This is a genomic window from Edaphobacter dinghuensis (assembly GCF_014640335.1).
Taxonomy (GTDB): Bacteria; Acidobacteriota; Terriglobia; order Terriglobales; family Acidobacteriaceae; genus Edaphobacter; species Edaphobacter dinghuensis.
In genome coordinates this window covers 1285299-1301623 of the sequence record NZ_BMGT01000001.1, presented here as the reverse complement: position 1 = coordinate 1301623, position 16325 = coordinate 1285299, and the positions used below count along the sequence as shown (strand labels likewise).

Here is a 16325-nt window from a genome sequence, read left to right as displayed (position 1 = left end):
AGGTTTTATTAAACAGCTGCAATTTTTTGCCAGTTCTGCCGATAGTTGTCATGCCATCTCATTTGCTTATGGTCTATAGTTCCGAGAAGGAGCGCCGAGGCACCAATACGACTGCATTGGTGTGCAAATCGACAGCACTTGTAGGAAATGTTTTTCCTATCATTTGTCCGACCGTCTTCCACTTTGACGGTTATCGGAGTCCTTTCGACGGTAAACCGGTCGCATGACTGCGGCATGCAAATTGCATACAGGGGATATGTGAAGTATAACGTCTTACGAATGACAGGCAGCACTCAAGCCGAGTCCTACCCTCCTGAGCTGATCGCGGACCGGCAAGGCCGCGAGCCAAGCGGCTCGAACGCCGCGAACGGGACACAGAAATACGGCTGGCTACCTTATGCCATCATCGCCGCACTTCTGGTCGCAATCTACTACCATATTGCCGCCAAACTGGTTTACGACTGGTACACCATTCCCGACTACTCGCACGGTTTCCTGGTGCCGCTGTTTGCCGGGTACCTGATATGGGACAAGAGGGCAAAGCTAAGTACCATTCCGGTAGAGCCGACATGGCGCGGGTTCTCGCTGATCGTACTCGGGATTATCCTGCTGATTCTCGGCGTCTATGGGGTAGAGCTGTTTACCACCCGCATGTCCTTCCTTTTCCTGATGGCAGGACTGATATGGACGTTCTTCGGCAGCCGGATGCTGCGCGAGTTGCGGTTTCCCCTTTTGGTACTGATCCTCGCCATTCCGATTCCCGCCATTATCTTCAATCACATTACCTTTCCGCTGCAGCTTATGGCGTCGCACATTGCGAGCAACATTCTGCCGATGCTGGGTGTTCCGGTGCTGCAAGAGGGCAACGTCATTCAGTTGCCGGTGATGAAGCTGGAAGTAGCCGAGGCGTGCAGCGGCATCCGTTCGTTGATGAGCCTGTTTGCGCTGGCAGTCTTTTACGGCTATTTCCTTGAGCGCACTACATCGCGCCGGACGATTCTGGCGCTGGCCAGCATTCCCATTGCCGTCGCCGCCAATGTCGTCCGCATCGTCGGCACAGGCTTGTGCGTTCAATACTGGGACCCGGACAAGGCGCTTGGGTTCTTTCACGAGTTTTCCGGTTGGGTGATGTTCGTCATCTCACTCTGCTGCCTGTACCTGGTGCACCGGACTATGCAGCTCATTCGACCGACGACTGGGAAAAAAGCATGAAATCGCCGAAGTTCTGGACAGTCGTCCTTCTCCTCTTCGTTACCGCACTTATCCTGCACAGCCGTGGGGATAAAGATCGCGTACCGTTCAGCCAGCCTTTGAGCCAGATGCCGGAGACGATCGGCCAATGGACGGGCCAGGACCTGCCCATCGCAGACGATGTTCTCGCCATATTGGGAAAGGGTGACTTTCTCAATCGGGTCTACACCAGCTCGCTGCCCATCCAAATCGGCCAGGATTCAACGCCGGTTGGTTCTAATCTTCCGATCGGTCTGTTTATCGGCTACTTCCCCACCCAGCGTACGGGCCAGTCCATCCACTCGCCGCAGAACTGCCTGCCAGGTGCGGGCTGGACGTTCGATTCCCGCCGCTACATCACGATGCAGGATGTGAACGGTAAAAGCTATAGGGTCGGCGAGTACCAGATCAGCAATGGGGACACGAGACAGTTTGTCATTTACTGGTACCAGGCGCATGGGAGAAGCATTCCCAATGAGTATGTCGCCAGGGCTTACATGGTCGCCGACGCGATCCGCATGAACCGCACCGATGGAGCGCTGGTACGCGTCATCACACAGATTGCGCCGACAGAGACGGTTGCGGAGGCGCGGAAACGCGCACTTCGCTTTACTGCCTTAATGGCACCGATGCTGCCCCGATTCATCCCAAACTAGAGACGATATGGAACAAGAATTGCTCAGGGTATAAACAAGGGTCCAATACCATGCGACGGCAGGTATAGCACGCACTACAAGATAAAGTTTGTTTTGAACAAGGATCGAGGAAAGCGCAATGAAGAGATTACTGACTCCGGCAAGATATCGGGTTTTCGTGGTTTTGGGTCTGGCCGTAACACTGAGCCTCAATATGGGCTGCAAACGCGACCCCAATAAGCTGAAGCATCGGTATCTGGACAGCGGAAAGCGCTATGAAGACCAGGGCAAGCTAAAGGAAGCCGCAATCCAGTTCTCGAATGCGTTGAAGGTGGACCACAACTTCGGCGACGCGCACTATGAGCTGTCGAAGGTCTACCTGAAGCAGGGTGCGATGATGCAGGGCTATGCCGAGCTGATGCGTACCGTCGATCTGCAGCCGAACAACCTGAAGGCACGCATTGACCTGGGCAATCTGTTGCTCGCTGGTCATCAGCCGGACAAGGCCGCCGACCAGGCCAATGCGGTTCTCGCACTCGACAGCAAAAATGCCGATGCCTACGCTCTGCTCTCAAGCATTGCGGCGACGAAGGGCGACCGGGCCGAGGCTCTCAAGCAGATCAACCAGGCGCTTGCTCTCGATCCAAACCGTGCGGGCTTCCATGCCTCGCTCGGATTGCTCGAAAGCTCTGATCCGACCAGCGGCACTGCTGCTGAAGGCGAGCTTCGCAAGGCCGTCTCGCTTGACGGCAAGAATGTGACGGCGCACCTGGTGCTGGCGGCGCTGCTCGAAAAGAAGAACGATCTGGCAGGAGCTGAGACCGAGCTGAAGAATGCCATCGCCGCCGATCCGAAGAACATCATCGCGCGCGCGAGCCTCGCCAACTTCTATATCCGCCGGAACGATACGGGAAATGCAGAGGCGACATTGCATCAGGCGACCGAGGACCTGAACGATACGGGTACGGGCGCCGATCTGCTGGCTTCCTACTACTTGCGCACCGGTCAACTCGACAAAGCAAATGCCGCGTATGCCGACCTGGTATCGAAGCATCCGAAGAGCGCTCCGCTGAAGCTCGTCTATGCGCAGATTCTGCTGCGCAAGGGCGACATTCCGAAGGTGCGTGAGATCTCCGACGAGCTGAACAAGACGGACAGCAATCTTCCCGAGGTAGCTGTTCTAAAGAGCATGCTCCTCCTCAACGACAATAAGACGGACGAGGCGTTCGGCGTGTTGCAGAAGGCGGCCAAGGCCAATCCGGAGAACCTGCAGGTCAAGCTCTGGCTGGGCCGTGCGGCACTTGCAAAGGGCGACACCAATACAGCGCAGCAGAGCTTCCGCGATGCATCGCGCATCAATCCGAAGAGCCTGGAAGCGCAGAGCGGCCTGGCGCAGGTTTCGTTGCAGCTCCATGACTATACGACGCTGGCACAGGTGGCCGAGGCGAGCATCGCCATTGCACCGCAGTCGGCGATTCCCTACCTGTGGCGCGGTATGGCCGAGGGAAGCCAGAAGCTATGGGACAAGGCTGAGGCTGACTTCAACCAGGCCATCAAGCTTGATCCGAAGAACGCGGGAGCATATCTGGAGCTGGCCCAGCTTCGCCTGATCCAGAAGAAGGTTCCTGAAGCACAGAGCCTGCTGGAGCAGTCGCTGCAGAACAACCCCAACTCGGCACGAGCCCTGAGCCTGCTGGCCTCCACCTACATCTATCAGAAGCAGCCCGCAAAGGCGCTGAGCCGGGTACAGGAACAGATCGCCAAGTCTCCGCAAAACAGCGAGATGTATGACCTGCTGGCAGGGCTGCAGATGCAGTCGGGAGATGCCAATGGATCGCTCGCCTCGGCGCAGAAGGCAATGCAGATCAATCCGAAGGACCAGTCTGCCGTGATGGCCTATGCTCGTGCGCAGGTTGGTGTCGGCGATACACCGAAGGCGATTGCCACTTGGCAGCAGTGGACGAAGGACCATCCCAACGATGCTCAGGCGTTCACCGTGCTGGGTTCGTTGCAGGAGGCACAGGGCGATCGCAGCGGTGCTACCGATTCGTACAAGAAAGCGCTGTCGATCGAACCTGATCAAGCAGTCGCCTCGAACAACCTCGCCTACCTGATGACGGAGACGGGCGGCAATCTGGACGTCGCCCTGTCGCTGGCACAGACGGCACGCCGCCAGATGCCTAATTCACCCGATGCTGCCGACACGCTGGCGTGGGTCTACTACCAGAAGGGGAACTACGATTCAGCCCGCGATGTGCTGGAAGATACGGTCAAGACCTCCCCCGACAGCGCATCGATCCAATATCACCTGGGGATGATCTACAGCAAGCTCTCTGACAAGACGAACGCCGAGCTTCATCTGAAGAAGGCCGCTGCCCTGGCTCCAAATACGCAGACAGCGAAGGACGCAGAAAAGGAACTGGGCCTTATCGGTTGATAAGGCCCGGTCCACGGCGCGAAGCGATAGGAAGACTACTGAAGACGGCTAGCGGAAGCGAAAGACAAAACCGGTGCTGAAGCTAAGCAGCCTGGAAGCTGGGATACTTCCGGTGCCACCAATGGTCGAGCTGCTGGCAGTCTGAAGAGAGTTGAAGCCTACTTCGACGACACGGAAATCTACGTGCCGGTTGAGTGGGTAATCTGCTCCGCCGAAGACTCCATACTGAGCACGATTGATGCGCACGGTGCTGGTAGGTGGACGGGTCGTGCCGAGACCGACCGAGGCTTGGATATATGGCTTCAATGGGTTCTTGAAAGGCTGGGTCGCGACCCGAAGCCCCAGCATGAAACTGTTCAGCGATGCATTGTTGCCGTGCACGATGGAGTCGCGGACATCCACGCCGACCTCATTTTTACCCTGCTTATAGAAGTTGTAGTAGCCTCCCATATCCACACCGTAGAACATCCTGGAGGTGGTGTTTGCTCCAAGGAAAGCAAAGGGGCCTGTATCGGCCTGCGAGTTACTGACTCGAGTGGCAAGGGGGTTGAGATAGAGGCCGAACTGGGCCTGGGCCGCAACGGTCGTCAGAGACAGGCAGACGACGAAAGCAATAAACCGAAATTTCATGAATAAGTACCCTCGAAGCAAACGTACCTTATGAGTCTACCGAAACATTGCCATGAAGCGCGGGTGTGATGGCAGAAGCAGGCTCGTCGCAGAGTTGATTGCAGCGGTTCGCACCGGCGTTAAGCCAAAAGCCCCCGGATACAAGCCAGTTCCATGGCTGCTCCAGGGCTTATGGGAGATGCGGCTCGATGCGTCTAGTGGCAGTTCGAGTAGCGCGTGTTGTATCTGCCGCTTCCGGCTGCCTGGTTGATAAGCTCTGCGGTTTCGGCGATGGTATCGGTTGCGCCCACATTTGGGGTCGCTGTTCGAGGAACGGCGTAGCCCAGATTGGGGAGATAGGCAAACCGCGTCGGCATCTCGCAGACCGCGGATGGAACGCTCTGCACAGCGGTAATGGCGGTGCCGAGGGTCCATGAGGTGCGGTCAAACGGTATTGATCCGGAAGTTTTGATGTCGTTCTTGTCGAAGCCGGTCAGGTGGTTATCCAGAGGCAGACTTCCCTGGTAAGCAACGGCACTCGAATCCACGCTCCAGCCAGTGCCAGTGCCTCCCGTCGTAAGATCGCTTCCCCAATTCGAGGTCAGAAGGTTACCGCCACCAACTCCAATAAATGCAGAGTAGTTATTCCACTCGAAGTAAGGCTTGGCGACACTGTCCATCCATATAACGTTGTTATAGGCTTGAACGGTCTGAAACTGGGCCTGAGGAAAGTAAGTACCGTTTCCTCCCGTGGTATCGAACAAGGTCCAGACAGAAGAACATGTCGTGCAGGCTTTCTGGTAGAAGGTGTTGTTGTACCAGTAGAGCGAACCTTTTCGTGCAAGCTCGCCGCCAGCAGTATCCATCGAGAAGTGAATTGGTGCCGCGGAGGTGCTGTTCTGATAGATATTTCCGTAGACAAAGTGCGAGTTCCAAGCCTCCTGCTCGGCTGCAATGCGGTCGGCAGGATAGCTGTCCTTGCTATACAGCGCGTGGAAGGAGTTAGTTCCGCCACTTAGAAATCCTGTAAAAGACATGTAGGCTGGAGCATCCTTGACATCGACCAGATCCATCTCTCGCTGTGTGCCGTCACCGAGGTAGTTATAACGGATGATGTCGTTCAGGCCGCGCGACTTGATGTTGGCGCCTAGAGCTCCCTTAGTGTAGTTGTCGATGCGATTGAACTGCACAATATTGTTCCACGATTGTAGGTACATCTGATGATCCTGGTTCGAGCCGGCAATTCCGTTGTTATGGATATTGTTGCCCTCCCAAAGCACATTCACATCGGATGCTCCCCAGCCGGCGTTGCTGTTGAAGTCGCTCAGAACGCCGTTGCCGCAGCTTCCGATGTCGTTTCCAACAAATGTTACGTTCTGCGCCTCGCTGATATGAATGCATGCCGCAGAGCTCTGCCAGGCATGAGAAGAACCTGTCGGAGCGGTGTAGCTGGTTACGGGGTTTGCATCGCGGAACTGAATTCCTTCAACAACGATGTATTGTGCAGCTATAAACTTTGGCCAGTAGGCAAAGGCATCGGAGTTATGAAGAGTCAGAAGGCCATAACCTGCGATGTCCGTACTTGTATCAGGACGCCCGGTAGCCTTTGTTCCGTCGATAATTGGCAGGTGGCCTGAAGCATCGGGCACACCGCACAGGCGGAAGGGCTGCTCTGCCGTAGCAGGCTGCGATATCTCGACATACTCGTGATAGGTGGTTGGATTCAACCCAGTTTTATCTTCATTGTGTAACCGAACTGTCGACCCGGGAAGCATCGTCGGGAAAGGCACCGACGCCAGAGTCTTGAATGTCTGCGATGGCCCCACCTCGTAGACTGCACCCTGCATGGATGGATCTACCGAGCAATCAACAGGCTCGGTCAGATTTGGTGTAACGCGATACGGCATCTTGTGGCCGGTAACATAGAGAATTGCGGTCGCGCTCTTTCCTGTGTTCGCTACGCTTGTTGCGGTAAGCTCATAACGTCCTGGAACAGTTCCAACAAAGAGGGTGTCGCGAGAGGCGGAATCGGTTAATTTTCCGTCACCTCCCTTGGGCTGCGATGTAATTGCCCAATGTACATTCTGATTGACGGCACCAAGTACAAGGCTCTGTACATCGGCAGGCTGGTTGGCATAGAGCGCGCGATAGAACGGAACAACAGAGACTTCAACGGTCGGATTGCAAACATTAAAAGTGGCAGTCGCGACCTTGGCACCACTCTCAGCCAAGGCCGCTTCTATGGTGAATTGGGTCGACGAGCTTACGCCATACTGCGCGCTGGTCCCCGTGTAAGAACACGAAGACCCCGTTGCCGGTGCAGTCACATCAACCCATGGTCCAGTCGTCGAAGAGATCTGCGCCGAGCCTGATTTAACAGACCAGGTAATTTGGCTTGAGGTTGCATTGGTTGCCGTAGCAAAGACCCGCCGAGTCGAACCCGGGATCACATTGAACCCGTAGTTCGGCTGGCTGATCGTGATTGCTGCCGTCCCCGGGGACGAGCCCGTCACCGGAGGTGGCGAGCTCGTTACGGGTGGAGGTGTACTTGTCACCGGTGGCGGTGTGCCTGTTACAGGGGGCGGCGTGCCTGTTACCGGTGGAGGTGTAGTGCTGCTGGTACCGCTCACAGTAACGGCTACGGCGTTCGACGTTCCTGCACCGTAGTGTGAGTCGCCGGAATATACGGCGGTCACTGTGTAGTTTCCGGCAGCAAGAGATGAAAGTGACAAGGTGGCTGTGCCGGAATTACTCAAAGTGGCCGTACCAAGCGATGTCGATCCATTCATGAACGAGACCGTTCCGGTCGGCACCACACTGCCGCTCACAGCCAGCGTGGCCGAAAGCGTTACCGGCTGTCCCGCAGTAACAGTGCTCGACGGTACGGATAATGTTACTGTCGCGGGCTGGGAGGTTGGCGCAGTAGTGGTGCCTCCGGTTCCGGATCCATACTCAAATGCACCGATGGAAGGATTCGAAACAGGACGTGATGCATCGGCAAAGTCTGTAGCCATCCCAGTGATCGGTATACCTGCTCCGATTGCGGGACTACTTGCAGTCAGTGCCGGATTGATGTTGTCGTAATCCGTCTCCGCAACAAGTTTGGGGTTCGCGCACACTGCATTCGTCTCATAAGTGACATCCTGCGGACATGTTCCAAACGGAGCTGCACCCCGCACACCATACCAGAGGTTATGAGAGATCGAGCTTCCCTGATTCGCAAACGGATCGGTTACCGCAAACGGCGACTCGCCGAAGTACATACCGGCCGGAACAGGGTTATCTCCTGAGTCCGGATCATTAATCCCAAAGTTCAAATTATTGAGGAATACAACCTGGGTTGCGGTACTGCATGTCTGCCCTTCGACACATAAGAAAGCCCACATAGTCTGGCTGTATCCAACCGACGTATTATTCTCGATCGTCGAAGAACGGCCGTCTAAAAGCTGAATAGCTATAGAGATTGGACCTGCTCGGCAGAAGTCTCCCAATTGAGCGTTATACCCATTCGGATTCGGTGCAAATGGAGTGGAAAGTCGACGGCAATTTCCGTTGAACCAACTGTTCGTGAGCTTGATCGATCCGCCCGTCTTCAGTTGTTGGCCCATATTACCCTGCGCGCTCAGCCGAGTAATATTGACCACCGGATTTGTTGTTGGATCGTCTCCCATGTGAAGGCCATCAAACCCATCCTGCGTATTCCAATTGACGGAGATATCGGAGACATTCCAGGTGCTGTTACCTTCAGCAATCATGGTGAAACCATCGCCGTATCCTGAATGAGACTGGTCCGTACAGTCGGTGTAACCATTGCCTCCGATCGTGCCGCCGTTGGGCTTCACTTCAACGCAACCGTTCCAGTTAACGATCCAATGATTGATATTCACCGTGCCTACCGACTCACACGAATTTCCGCAGTTACCTGCATCTGAATCGAATCCGGCTCCGCCATTACCGTAGATGTAGATATCCGATAAGTTCATCACATCACTGGCTGATTGATTCATTTTGCCGCCGCTGACTGCCTCGTTCGAAAGTCCGTGAATCGAAAGGTCAGATACGGTTGAGTTAGAAGGACCCTGCCCAGTCAGATAGCTCAGCATCAAACCGTGTTTCACATAGTTATTGACGCCGTTCGAGCACACCTGATCGGCCGGAAGAAAACCAGTACCGCCCATTGAGCATTGATCAGGCTGTGTGAAGTCAAAGCATTCAACATCAACATAAGATGTGTTCTGAATACTTAGCATCCAGAAGTCGCCATTGAGTCCTATCCATTGTGTCGGATTTAAAGTTCCTGTATGACCAGCGGTATGACAACTCCCTGCGTTCTTTCCCAGAAACCTGGTTGGATTACCCGCAGTACCTGCCGGAAGGTTAGGAAGCACGCAATCAAGGTTGTCCGAGGCGCAAGCCAGCCACGATTGCCCGAGACCATTGAATCCTTGTCCAATGTAGTAAGGGCCAACATCTTCGAATTGGACTGTATCCCCTCCGGCAATTTTCCAGGCGAAGGGGGTTGTATCGACGTTATTTGTAACGAGGTAAAAAGGGTGGTTATAAGCACATGGCTGTGCAGTACCTGATCCGGAATACGCAGCGTTTACAAGACCTGTGCACTGTGTGGCCGTGCCACCATCGGTGCGGATATACCATGTTTTCGCATGTGCCGAGACACAGCTAAGAACAAGAAAAAGGGAAAGCAAAATTTTCTTCATTAAATCACCACGGGTGCTATGAGGTTCATTGAATTCTGGCCGCCCGCCTTGCACGTGTAGCGGAGAATTCTATTGAGGTCATGGGATCTTCGAGAGAAACACACCCGAGACTGCAGAAGCATTCCCATAGAAAAGAGTTCCACGCTATAGCACCTTGTCCTGAATAAAAAGGAGATCGAAATTTCAATGTGCTCTTCACTAATAAGAACGGTTTCCATTACAGATGGGAGAATAACTAGCAGCAACAATCCAAATTTAGGTAGTAACTCTCTTAGCTTTACATCCCACAGGGGCGTAGGGGTATTCCACGTTCGAGGTGCAAATACCTCTTTTGGGTCATATGGCGAACGCAGTATATGCGAGATATAAGCGGTAATTGCCCGAATAGGGTCCGAAGCCGTGTGTAAGTTCGCTGCACACTGCCTCTAGGAGCCCTGTTGAGTACAAGAAGAATTACAGATCGATCAAAAAATATAGCCATAACTGCCCAGGAACTATTCGATGGGGTCGAGTAGTTCAGTAAGGAGAAAACTAAGGCAGAAATAGCATAATGCTGTCCCGTTGCTCTACGTAGATGCGGAAACAAGCAGTTGGAGAATGTGATTTTTTTATATCACACAGAATTGCTGTGCGAAGAAGCGGATGAGAACAGTAACTATTCACCAGATAGTCGATGCAACAGCTAAATAGGGACAGTGCAATAGTTAGCAACATCGATTCGGCGAACCTTGAATTGCATTATTTTAAAAATCGATCTTAAGCGAGCATTGCAGCGAATCGTATTCGATAAAGAGATCAACGTTCACTGCATCTGCGCCAATCAGGAAGATCAGTCAGACAGGAGTTGCTCGTAGGCAGTCGCGGTCTGTTTCGCAATAGCACGCCACGACTCATCACCGAAGTTCATAGCCCGCACATTCTCCGCAAGTTCTGTCCGCAATTGAGGGTTGCTTACGAGCTTAATCAGCGCAGATGCAAGCCCGTCAGAATCCAGTGGGTCTACCAACAATGCATTCTCTCCGTCTCTCAATAACTCTCGAAAGACAGGAAGGTCGCTGGCAACAATGGTCTTACCCAGCGCGAGACCAGTGGCCAAAGCTCCACTAGTTGTTATCGCACGATAGGGGTAAACGACAATATCTGCTGCGCGATAGAGAGCGACTAGCTCCTGGGTCGAGATAAAACGGAAGTGGATTTTTACAGTCTTCAGGCCCAAATAACTTATCTGGCCACGTATCTGTTCCAGCAATTCAGGAGAACCTGTTCCGGCAATCACAAGACAGACAGCTTCATTCGCAACTTCAACTCTCTTCCAAGCTTCCAGTAATAGATCGATCCCTTTATAAGGGAAGATAATTCCCTGCCACAGAACAAGTGTCTTACCTAATCCGATTTCAAAATCTCGCAGTATGCCTTCCTCGCTCTTTTCCGGTAGATCATAAAAGAATGGGCCATGAGGAATAACAAAAATATTCTCCAGCGGAACAAGAAACTCTGTATTTAATCTAGTTTTAATATGATCCGAGTGGCAGATGATTCCATCAACCATGTGATACAGATTATGGAATGTATTTTTATGAGTTTCTGCTGTGTCGTGCGGGAGTAAGTCATGGACAGTTAAAATAATTTTGGCCCCACGTTTACGACAAAAGGTTAGAAACCAAAGATCTAGCGGCAATCGCCATTGCAGCATCGGCAGGTACTGCACATGAATTACATCAGGTAACAAAAATAGAAACCGGATTGATAGCGCGAGTAGATTCAGAAGCGCCTCAGCCAGCTTGAGAACCCTTCGCGGTAGCCGGGGCAAATTAAATCGACCCACAATATTAATTAATCCGGGATCTACTTTTATTCCACGTCTTGAGTAACAGTCGGGATCAAGATAATAAGTGATCGAACCTACAGTTAGATCAATGCCATCTTGCAGAAGAGCCCTCGAAAGATATGCCGTGTAGTACGGAACGATTGCCCATAGATCCATCATGAAGACAGTTGGACGACGATTACTCACCGCTCCACCCGCTTCAGGGTATCTGCATTTTTTGCGGCAAGAGAAATATCAATTCCTATTACTTCACTATAAATACGCATATAGTCTGTAGCCATCCGATCTGCTGAAAACTCGCTCTCGACACGTCTTCTCGCAGCAGCCCCCAAACGTCTTCGCAGTGCTTCATCCTGAAGCAATTTGATCATTGCCTTTGCCAGCAATTTCACATCTTCCGGAGGCACCAAAATTCCATTGGAATTGTCCTGAATTACATTTGGCACATAGCCAACCTTCGTTGCAACCAATGGGAGCTTGCTTGCCATGCCTTCCAGAATCGCCATAGGCAATCCTTCCTGTCGCGATGAGGAGGCCATAACATCCAATGATGCATAGATAGAAGGCATATCATCCCTGCGACCGATCAGAGATACGTTATCTCTAATGTCTAATTCATCGACAAGACGTACGAGAGTATCGCGCTCCGGTCCGTCGCCCACCATCACGAATTGAGTGTCCGGACAAACGGCCAAGACCTGCACGACAGCTCTAAGGAAGATGTCCGGACCTTTTTCACTAGAAAGTCTTGCAATCCAGCCAACAGTAAGCTTCCTTTTGTCCCTATTGAGCGAAGCTATAGGATCGTCAAATGGTCGGAGATCAATACCGTTACGAACGAAATGAATCTTGTCCTTACTAACTCCACTCTGCAGCAGCTTTTGTTGTATCTCATACGACACGGCTATAACTGCTGCAAACTTTCGAAGAACAAGTCGATCCATAACGCTATAGAGCATCGTAGCTAAACCATGGTTAAACCAGCTATGACAAGTGGAGATAAAAGGTATTGATCCTCGGCGAAGAGCGAGATAAACATAGACATCGGCTTTGTAGCCGTGTGCATGAACGACATCAGCACCTGTCTTCGCCGCCAGATTTCGGATACTTGCGATTACCGTCTTATCGATCTGGCCATTGCAGGGGATCAGGGTTGATTCCACATTTTCTCTGAGTGCGGTCTCGTGTAATTGGAAGTTAGGATTCGAGAAACTTGCAAATACACCAATGACACTTGAATGGTGGCTTTCATTGAGAGCCCGTGAGAGATTGAGAATCACAGCCTCAGCGCCGTACATTCCCCCACTGCTGATAATATGCAGTACTTTCATTCTCTGGTTGCCTCCGCAGCGTGGGCATCGGGCTCCTCACGATTCAATATGGCCCAGAGTTTTTCATACATACGATCGCCCATCAACGCCTGTGCAGCAGCCTTAACTTGATATAAACGCTCCAGGCGCGGCAATGCACTCTTGGATGGATTAAATAGATCTTCAATCCATGCGAGCTTCATATCTTTTCGAATATTCAAACGACCTATGGTCAGCCCGTGGCGCTCCGGTTCCGATCGAGGAATCGAAGTATAGATCTGCTTATATCCTGCCTCCTCACAAGCAGTGAGCACTCGGCGATTGTATCGCCCTCCCGGCAGAGACATAGCTGTAACAGGAGCACCTAATTTATCCTCTAATATCATCCGGGAATTATTCAGTTCAGCATGCAGCTCTTTTGCATTGCAATGTGTAAGAAGGGTATGGCTCCATCCATGTGCTCCAATCGCTTGACCGCTCGCATGGAGAGACCTTAATTCCTGCCAGCTCATGTAGCCGGGCTTATTTCCAGTCCAGCCGGCGGTTATAAAAAAATGCGCTTCAATACCTCTTTCTTGAAGAATAGGAAGTGCATATTCGAAGTTTGAGATATGGCCGTCGTCAAAGGTTACACAAGGATAGAGCTCTAGATCATTTCTGGCTCTCATCGCCACCATGAGATCAATGTGTTTTTTAAAATCTTCGACATCAATTACATACGAATACTCCGTCTGGGTAGGCCGTATTTCGTGATAAAGAAAATGGAGGCTGCGCAAGGGCCTTGTCCTTTGTTCCTTCGAGATTGATTTATTATCCAAAGCTGATTACGCTGATGCAGCATCCTTATTTCTGTTAAGAGTATCGTAATAATAGAGTTCTGAAATAATCACATCAATACGTCTTAACGGTGAATAGATTGAGTATGGCAAGTGATACGGCCCCCATCAATAACTCTGCCGACTTTGTGAGCGTTATCATTCCAGCCTATAACGCAGCTTCCTATATAAAAGAGACCATTGAATCAGTCTTCTCACAAACTTATCGCCATTTTGAAGTCATCGTAGTTAACGACGGCTCGCCGGACACCATCATATTAGAAAAAGTCCTGCAGCCTTACCTCGAATCGATCGTCTATCTCACGCAGGAGAACCGCGGCCTAAGCGGCGCGCGCAACACTGGCCTTCGTGCTGCAAAAGGCAATCTGATCTCGCTGCTCGACGCAGATGATATCTGGCTGCCGGATTACCTGGGGCAACAGGTTGCATTCCTACGCGACAATCCCGAAAGGGATCTGGTCTACTGCAACGCCGAATTCTTCGGCGAGGGCATCACGCCGGGCCAGTTTTACATGAATGCATGCCCCTCCGAAGGGGAGGCCGACGCTGCAGCGATCATTTCAAAGCGATGCACGGTCTTTGTATCCGTTACGGCACGCAAAGAGGCATTGCAGTCCATTGGATTTGATGAGTCGCTTCGGTCCTGCGAAGATCTCGACTGCTGGCTGCGTTTTGCCGCTGCAGGCTATCGCATTGGTTATCAGCGAAAGGTCCTTGCCCGATATCGCAGACATGCTGCAAGCCTCTCTGCCAATGCCGAGCGGATGCTCGGGTTCAATATTCAGGTGATGACGAACGCGCTTAGCTTATTTCCAGCCCAATCTAACGAAGCCGATCTTATCCATGAGGCAATCGAGAAGCGGAAGGCTGAACTGGATATAGTCAAAGGAAAGAAGGCGCTGAAGAGCAGGGAGATCGAAGCGGCAAAGGCTCACTTCCAAAATGCCAATCTGCATTACCACAGCGCTAAGAACTGGTGGCTTCTACAAGCTTTGAATGTAGCGCCAGTTTTAGTCGTATGGTTATTTCGGATGCGATCGATGGTGTCGATCAAACATCGGCAAAATAACGGATAGCTCAAGCATCACGCGGTAATATCTTTCACAACACTCTTCCAGCCATTAAAGTACCGACGGTATTGATTCACCCGGGGAAGAACTTTTGCCAATCGCATCAGCCGATTTGCGGGCAGCTCTGATCTCATCTTTAGCAGCGCCATTCTTCCTTCAATGTATTGAATATCCGGTTGGTATCTCGCATCCTGTTGCGAGACGAGGCGCTCGCGAAGCTCCGAAAGCTGTGGCTGCGATTCTATCCAATACTGCGCTGCCGACTGCTTCCATTTGCGTACCCGTTCTGCAAAGGATGGCACCGAGGCCCCCACCTGCTGAGTAGGATGAATGCGATAGCAAAAGAGCGGCTCGGAGACGAAGGCCAATCGGGAATAGACAGCCGTCGTACATGCGAACCAGGCGTCGAACCACCAGCTTGGAGGAACCGGAAGAATCTTTTCAAGTAGCCTAGCGTCAACCATCAGGGTGCAGCCATAGACCTTGGTCATAGCAAGCAGGATCGACAAAGTCTCTCCCTGCGCCAGCCTTGCCTGCTCCTGAGGTGTAAAACCACTTGTCTGCGATAATAGAGCGCCTGTTGGCTGCGACTGCCTGTCGACCAGCCGCGCATCCGAAAATACGCCTCCCAGGTTGTGGTCTTCTTCCATCGTTACTGACAGACGAGCTAATTTTTGCGGAAGCCAGATATCATCCTGATCACAAAAAGCGATTAAATCGCCGCAGCAAAGCCTACTGACGTTTTCAAAGTTCCTCGTAACTCCCTTTTTTGCAGATCCTATATTTTGAGGATTTTCAATGAGCCGTACCTCGAAAGGGGCCGTAGCTGCGAAGTCCTTGATGATAGCTACTGTTGTATCAGTAGAGCGGTCGTCACAAATAACTAGTTCGGACGGCAATCTGGTTTGGGCAGCAATACTTTGTAATTGCTCTGCCAGATATTTTTCACCGTTATATGTACACATCGCAACTGAGATACTTTTATTTTGCGCCATGACTCCTCTTCTGTATCTCTGCCACTTTTATTGCACCTAATAGGTGTTACTCCAGTTCACGATTGAGTATCTTCGCCGAAAACTCTATTCACATATCTTTCGGAGCCTGAATGTCCAACGATAATGCCGGGATTGCCTAAAACTACCCCGTTGACTGGAACATCAAAATAAACATAGGCTCCCGGGCCGATTAAGGCTCCGGACCCGATCGTGATCTTTCCCACGATGACCGCGTTCGCTCCGATCCACACCTTATCTCCAATGGTGGGAGCACCCTGCCGTGGGCCCGAGCTGGTGGAGCCGATCGTAACCCCCTGAGCGATGTTCACGTTCGACCCCAGAGTCGCATACGGGCTGATGACCACGCCACCAAAATGACCGATGTATAAACCATGGCCGATCGAGGTTGCAGGAGAAATATCGAATCCATACCTCATCCGATAGTGATGCAACATGATCCTGTTATAGACGTAGCCGAATATACCAAGCGATTTCTTTCGTGGGCTGTAGAACTTCACCTTACGCAGGTAATAAGTAAAGCGAAATCCTGGTTCATGAAGATATGCGGCCACCAGATCCCTGGCGCTTGCTTTGCCACGGTATCGGTACATATCTGCACACAACACGTTCCAGAGTTTCAGCGCCAATTTTGCTCCT

General features: G+C 51.9%; 11 protein-coding genes. 4 read left to right on the top strand and 7 right to left on the bottom strand.

Annotated elements, in window-relative coordinates; all coding sequences use genetic code 11:
* Positions 1-279: 279 nt before the first annotated feature.
* The 3 genes from xrtA (at position 280) to IEW09_RS05050 (ending at position 4302) form a co-directional block, all read left to right on the top strand.
* Positions 280-1212: an exosortase A gene (gene xrtA, locus IEW09_RS05060; RefSeq protein WP_188553014.1), complete on the top strand. Its 933-nt coding sequence runs from the start codon at positions 280-282 to the stop codon at positions 1210-1212.
* A complete protein-coding gene (locus IEW09_RS05055) occupies positions 1209-1886 on the top strand; it encodes an exosortase C-terminal domain/associated protein EpsI (protein ID WP_188553013.1) in 678 nt (225 codons plus the stop codon). The genes xrtA and IEW09_RS05055 overlap by 4 nt, the downstream gene beginning before the upstream one ends.
* Positions 1887-2004: 118 nt before the next feature.
* Positions 2005-4302, top strand: a complete 2298-nt coding sequence (locus tag IEW09_RS05050; protein ID WP_188553012.1) for a tetratricopeptide repeat protein — start codon at positions 2005-2007, stop codon at positions 4300-4302.
* Positions 4303-4350: 48 nt separating this feature from the next.
* Here IEW09_RS05050 and IEW09_RS05045 read toward each other — a convergent pair whose 3' ends face one another.
* The 5 genes from IEW09_RS05045 to IEW09_RS05025 all read right to left on the bottom strand — a co-directional run bounded on the left by IEW09_RS05045 (position 4351) and on the right by IEW09_RS05025 (position 13543).
* Positions 4351-4932 carry a hypothetical protein gene (locus tag IEW09_RS05045; RefSeq protein WP_188553011.1) on the bottom strand — a complete coding sequence of 194 codons (582 nt, stop codon included), beginning with the start codon at positions 4930-4932 and terminating at the stop codon, positions 4351-4353.
* 194 nt (positions 4933-5126) lie between these two features.
* A complete protein-coding gene (locus tag IEW09_RS05040; RefSeq protein WP_188553010.1) occupies positions 5127-9089 on the bottom strand; it encodes an Ig-like domain-containing protein in 3963 nt (1320 codons plus the stop codon).
* Positions 9090-10458: 1369 nt separating this feature from the next.
* Entirely contained in the window at positions 10459-11643 is a 1185-nt protein-coding gene (locus IEW09_RS05035; protein WP_188553009.1) for a glycosyltransferase family 4 protein, read from the bottom strand.
* Positions 11640-12788 carry a glycosyltransferase family 4 protein gene (locus tag IEW09_RS05030; RefSeq protein WP_188553008.1) on the bottom strand — a complete coding sequence of 383 codons (1149 nt, stop codon included), beginning with the start codon at positions 12786-12788 and terminating at the stop codon, positions 11640-11642. The genes IEW09_RS05035 and IEW09_RS05030 overlap by 4 nt, the downstream gene beginning before the upstream one ends.
* The gene (locus IEW09_RS05025) at positions 12785-13543 is read right to left on the bottom strand and encodes a polysaccharide deacetylase family protein (RefSeq protein ID WP_188553007.1); all 759 of its coding nucleotides are present in this window, start codon (positions 13541-13543) and stop codon (positions 12785-12787) included. Before IEW09_RS05025 ends, IEW09_RS05030 begins: the two co-directional genes overlap by 4 nt.
* A 188-nt stretch (positions 13544-13731) precedes the next feature.
* Here IEW09_RS05025 and IEW09_RS05020 point away from each other — a divergent pair, with 188 nt between their 5' ends.
* A complete protein-coding gene (locus IEW09_RS05020; protein WP_188553006.1) occupies positions 13732-14679 on the top strand; it encodes a glycosyltransferase family 2 protein in 948 nt (315 codons plus the stop codon).
* 8 nt (positions 14680-14687) lie between these two features.
* On the opposite strand, the gene IEW09_RS05015 is transcribed toward IEW09_RS05020, so the two are convergent.
* Together IEW09_RS05015 and IEW09_RS05010 are read right to left on the bottom strand one after the other, a co-directional pair.
* Positions 14688-15668 (bottom strand): glycosyltransferase family 2 protein, encoded by a 981-nt coding sequence (locus tag IEW09_RS05015; RefSeq protein ID WP_188553005.1) that lies wholly within the window; start codon positions 15666-15668, stop codon positions 14688-14690.
* Between the two features lie 56 nt (positions 15669-15724).
* The gene (locus tag IEW09_RS05010; RefSeq protein WP_229739090.1) at positions 15725-16315 is read right to left on the bottom strand and encodes a serine O-acetyltransferase; all 591 of its coding nucleotides are present in this window, start codon (positions 16313-16315) and stop codon (positions 15725-15727) included.
* Positions 16316-16325 lie beyond the last annotated feature (10 nt).

Coding starts and splice junctions, on each gene's coding strand:
- xrtA (WP_188553014.1), top strand. CDS start 280: ATGACAGGCAGCACTCAAGCCGAGTCCTACCCTCCTGAGCTGATCGCG.
- IEW09_RS05055 (WP_188553013.1), top strand. CDS start 1,209: ATGAAATCGCCGAAGTTCTGGACAGTCGTCCTTCTCCTCTTCGTTACC.
- IEW09_RS05050 (WP_188553012.1), top strand. CDS start 2,005: ATGAAGAGATTACTGACTCCGGCAAGATATCGGGTTTTCGTGGTTTTG.
- IEW09_RS05045 (WP_188553011.1), bottom strand. CDS start 4,932: ATGAAATTTCGGTTTATTGCTTTCGTCGTCTGCCTGTCTCTGACGACC.
- IEW09_RS05040 (WP_188553010.1), bottom strand. CDS start 9,089: ATGGGCGGTACTGGTTTTCTTCCGGCCGATCAGGTGTGCTCGAACGGC.
- IEW09_RS05030 (WP_188553008.1), bottom strand. CDS start 12,788: ATGAAAGTACTGCATATTATCAGCAGTGGGGGAATGTACGGCGCTGAG.
- IEW09_RS05015 (WP_188553005.1), bottom strand. CDS start 15,668: ATGGCGCAAAATAAAAGTATCTCAGTTGCGATGTGTACATATAACGGT.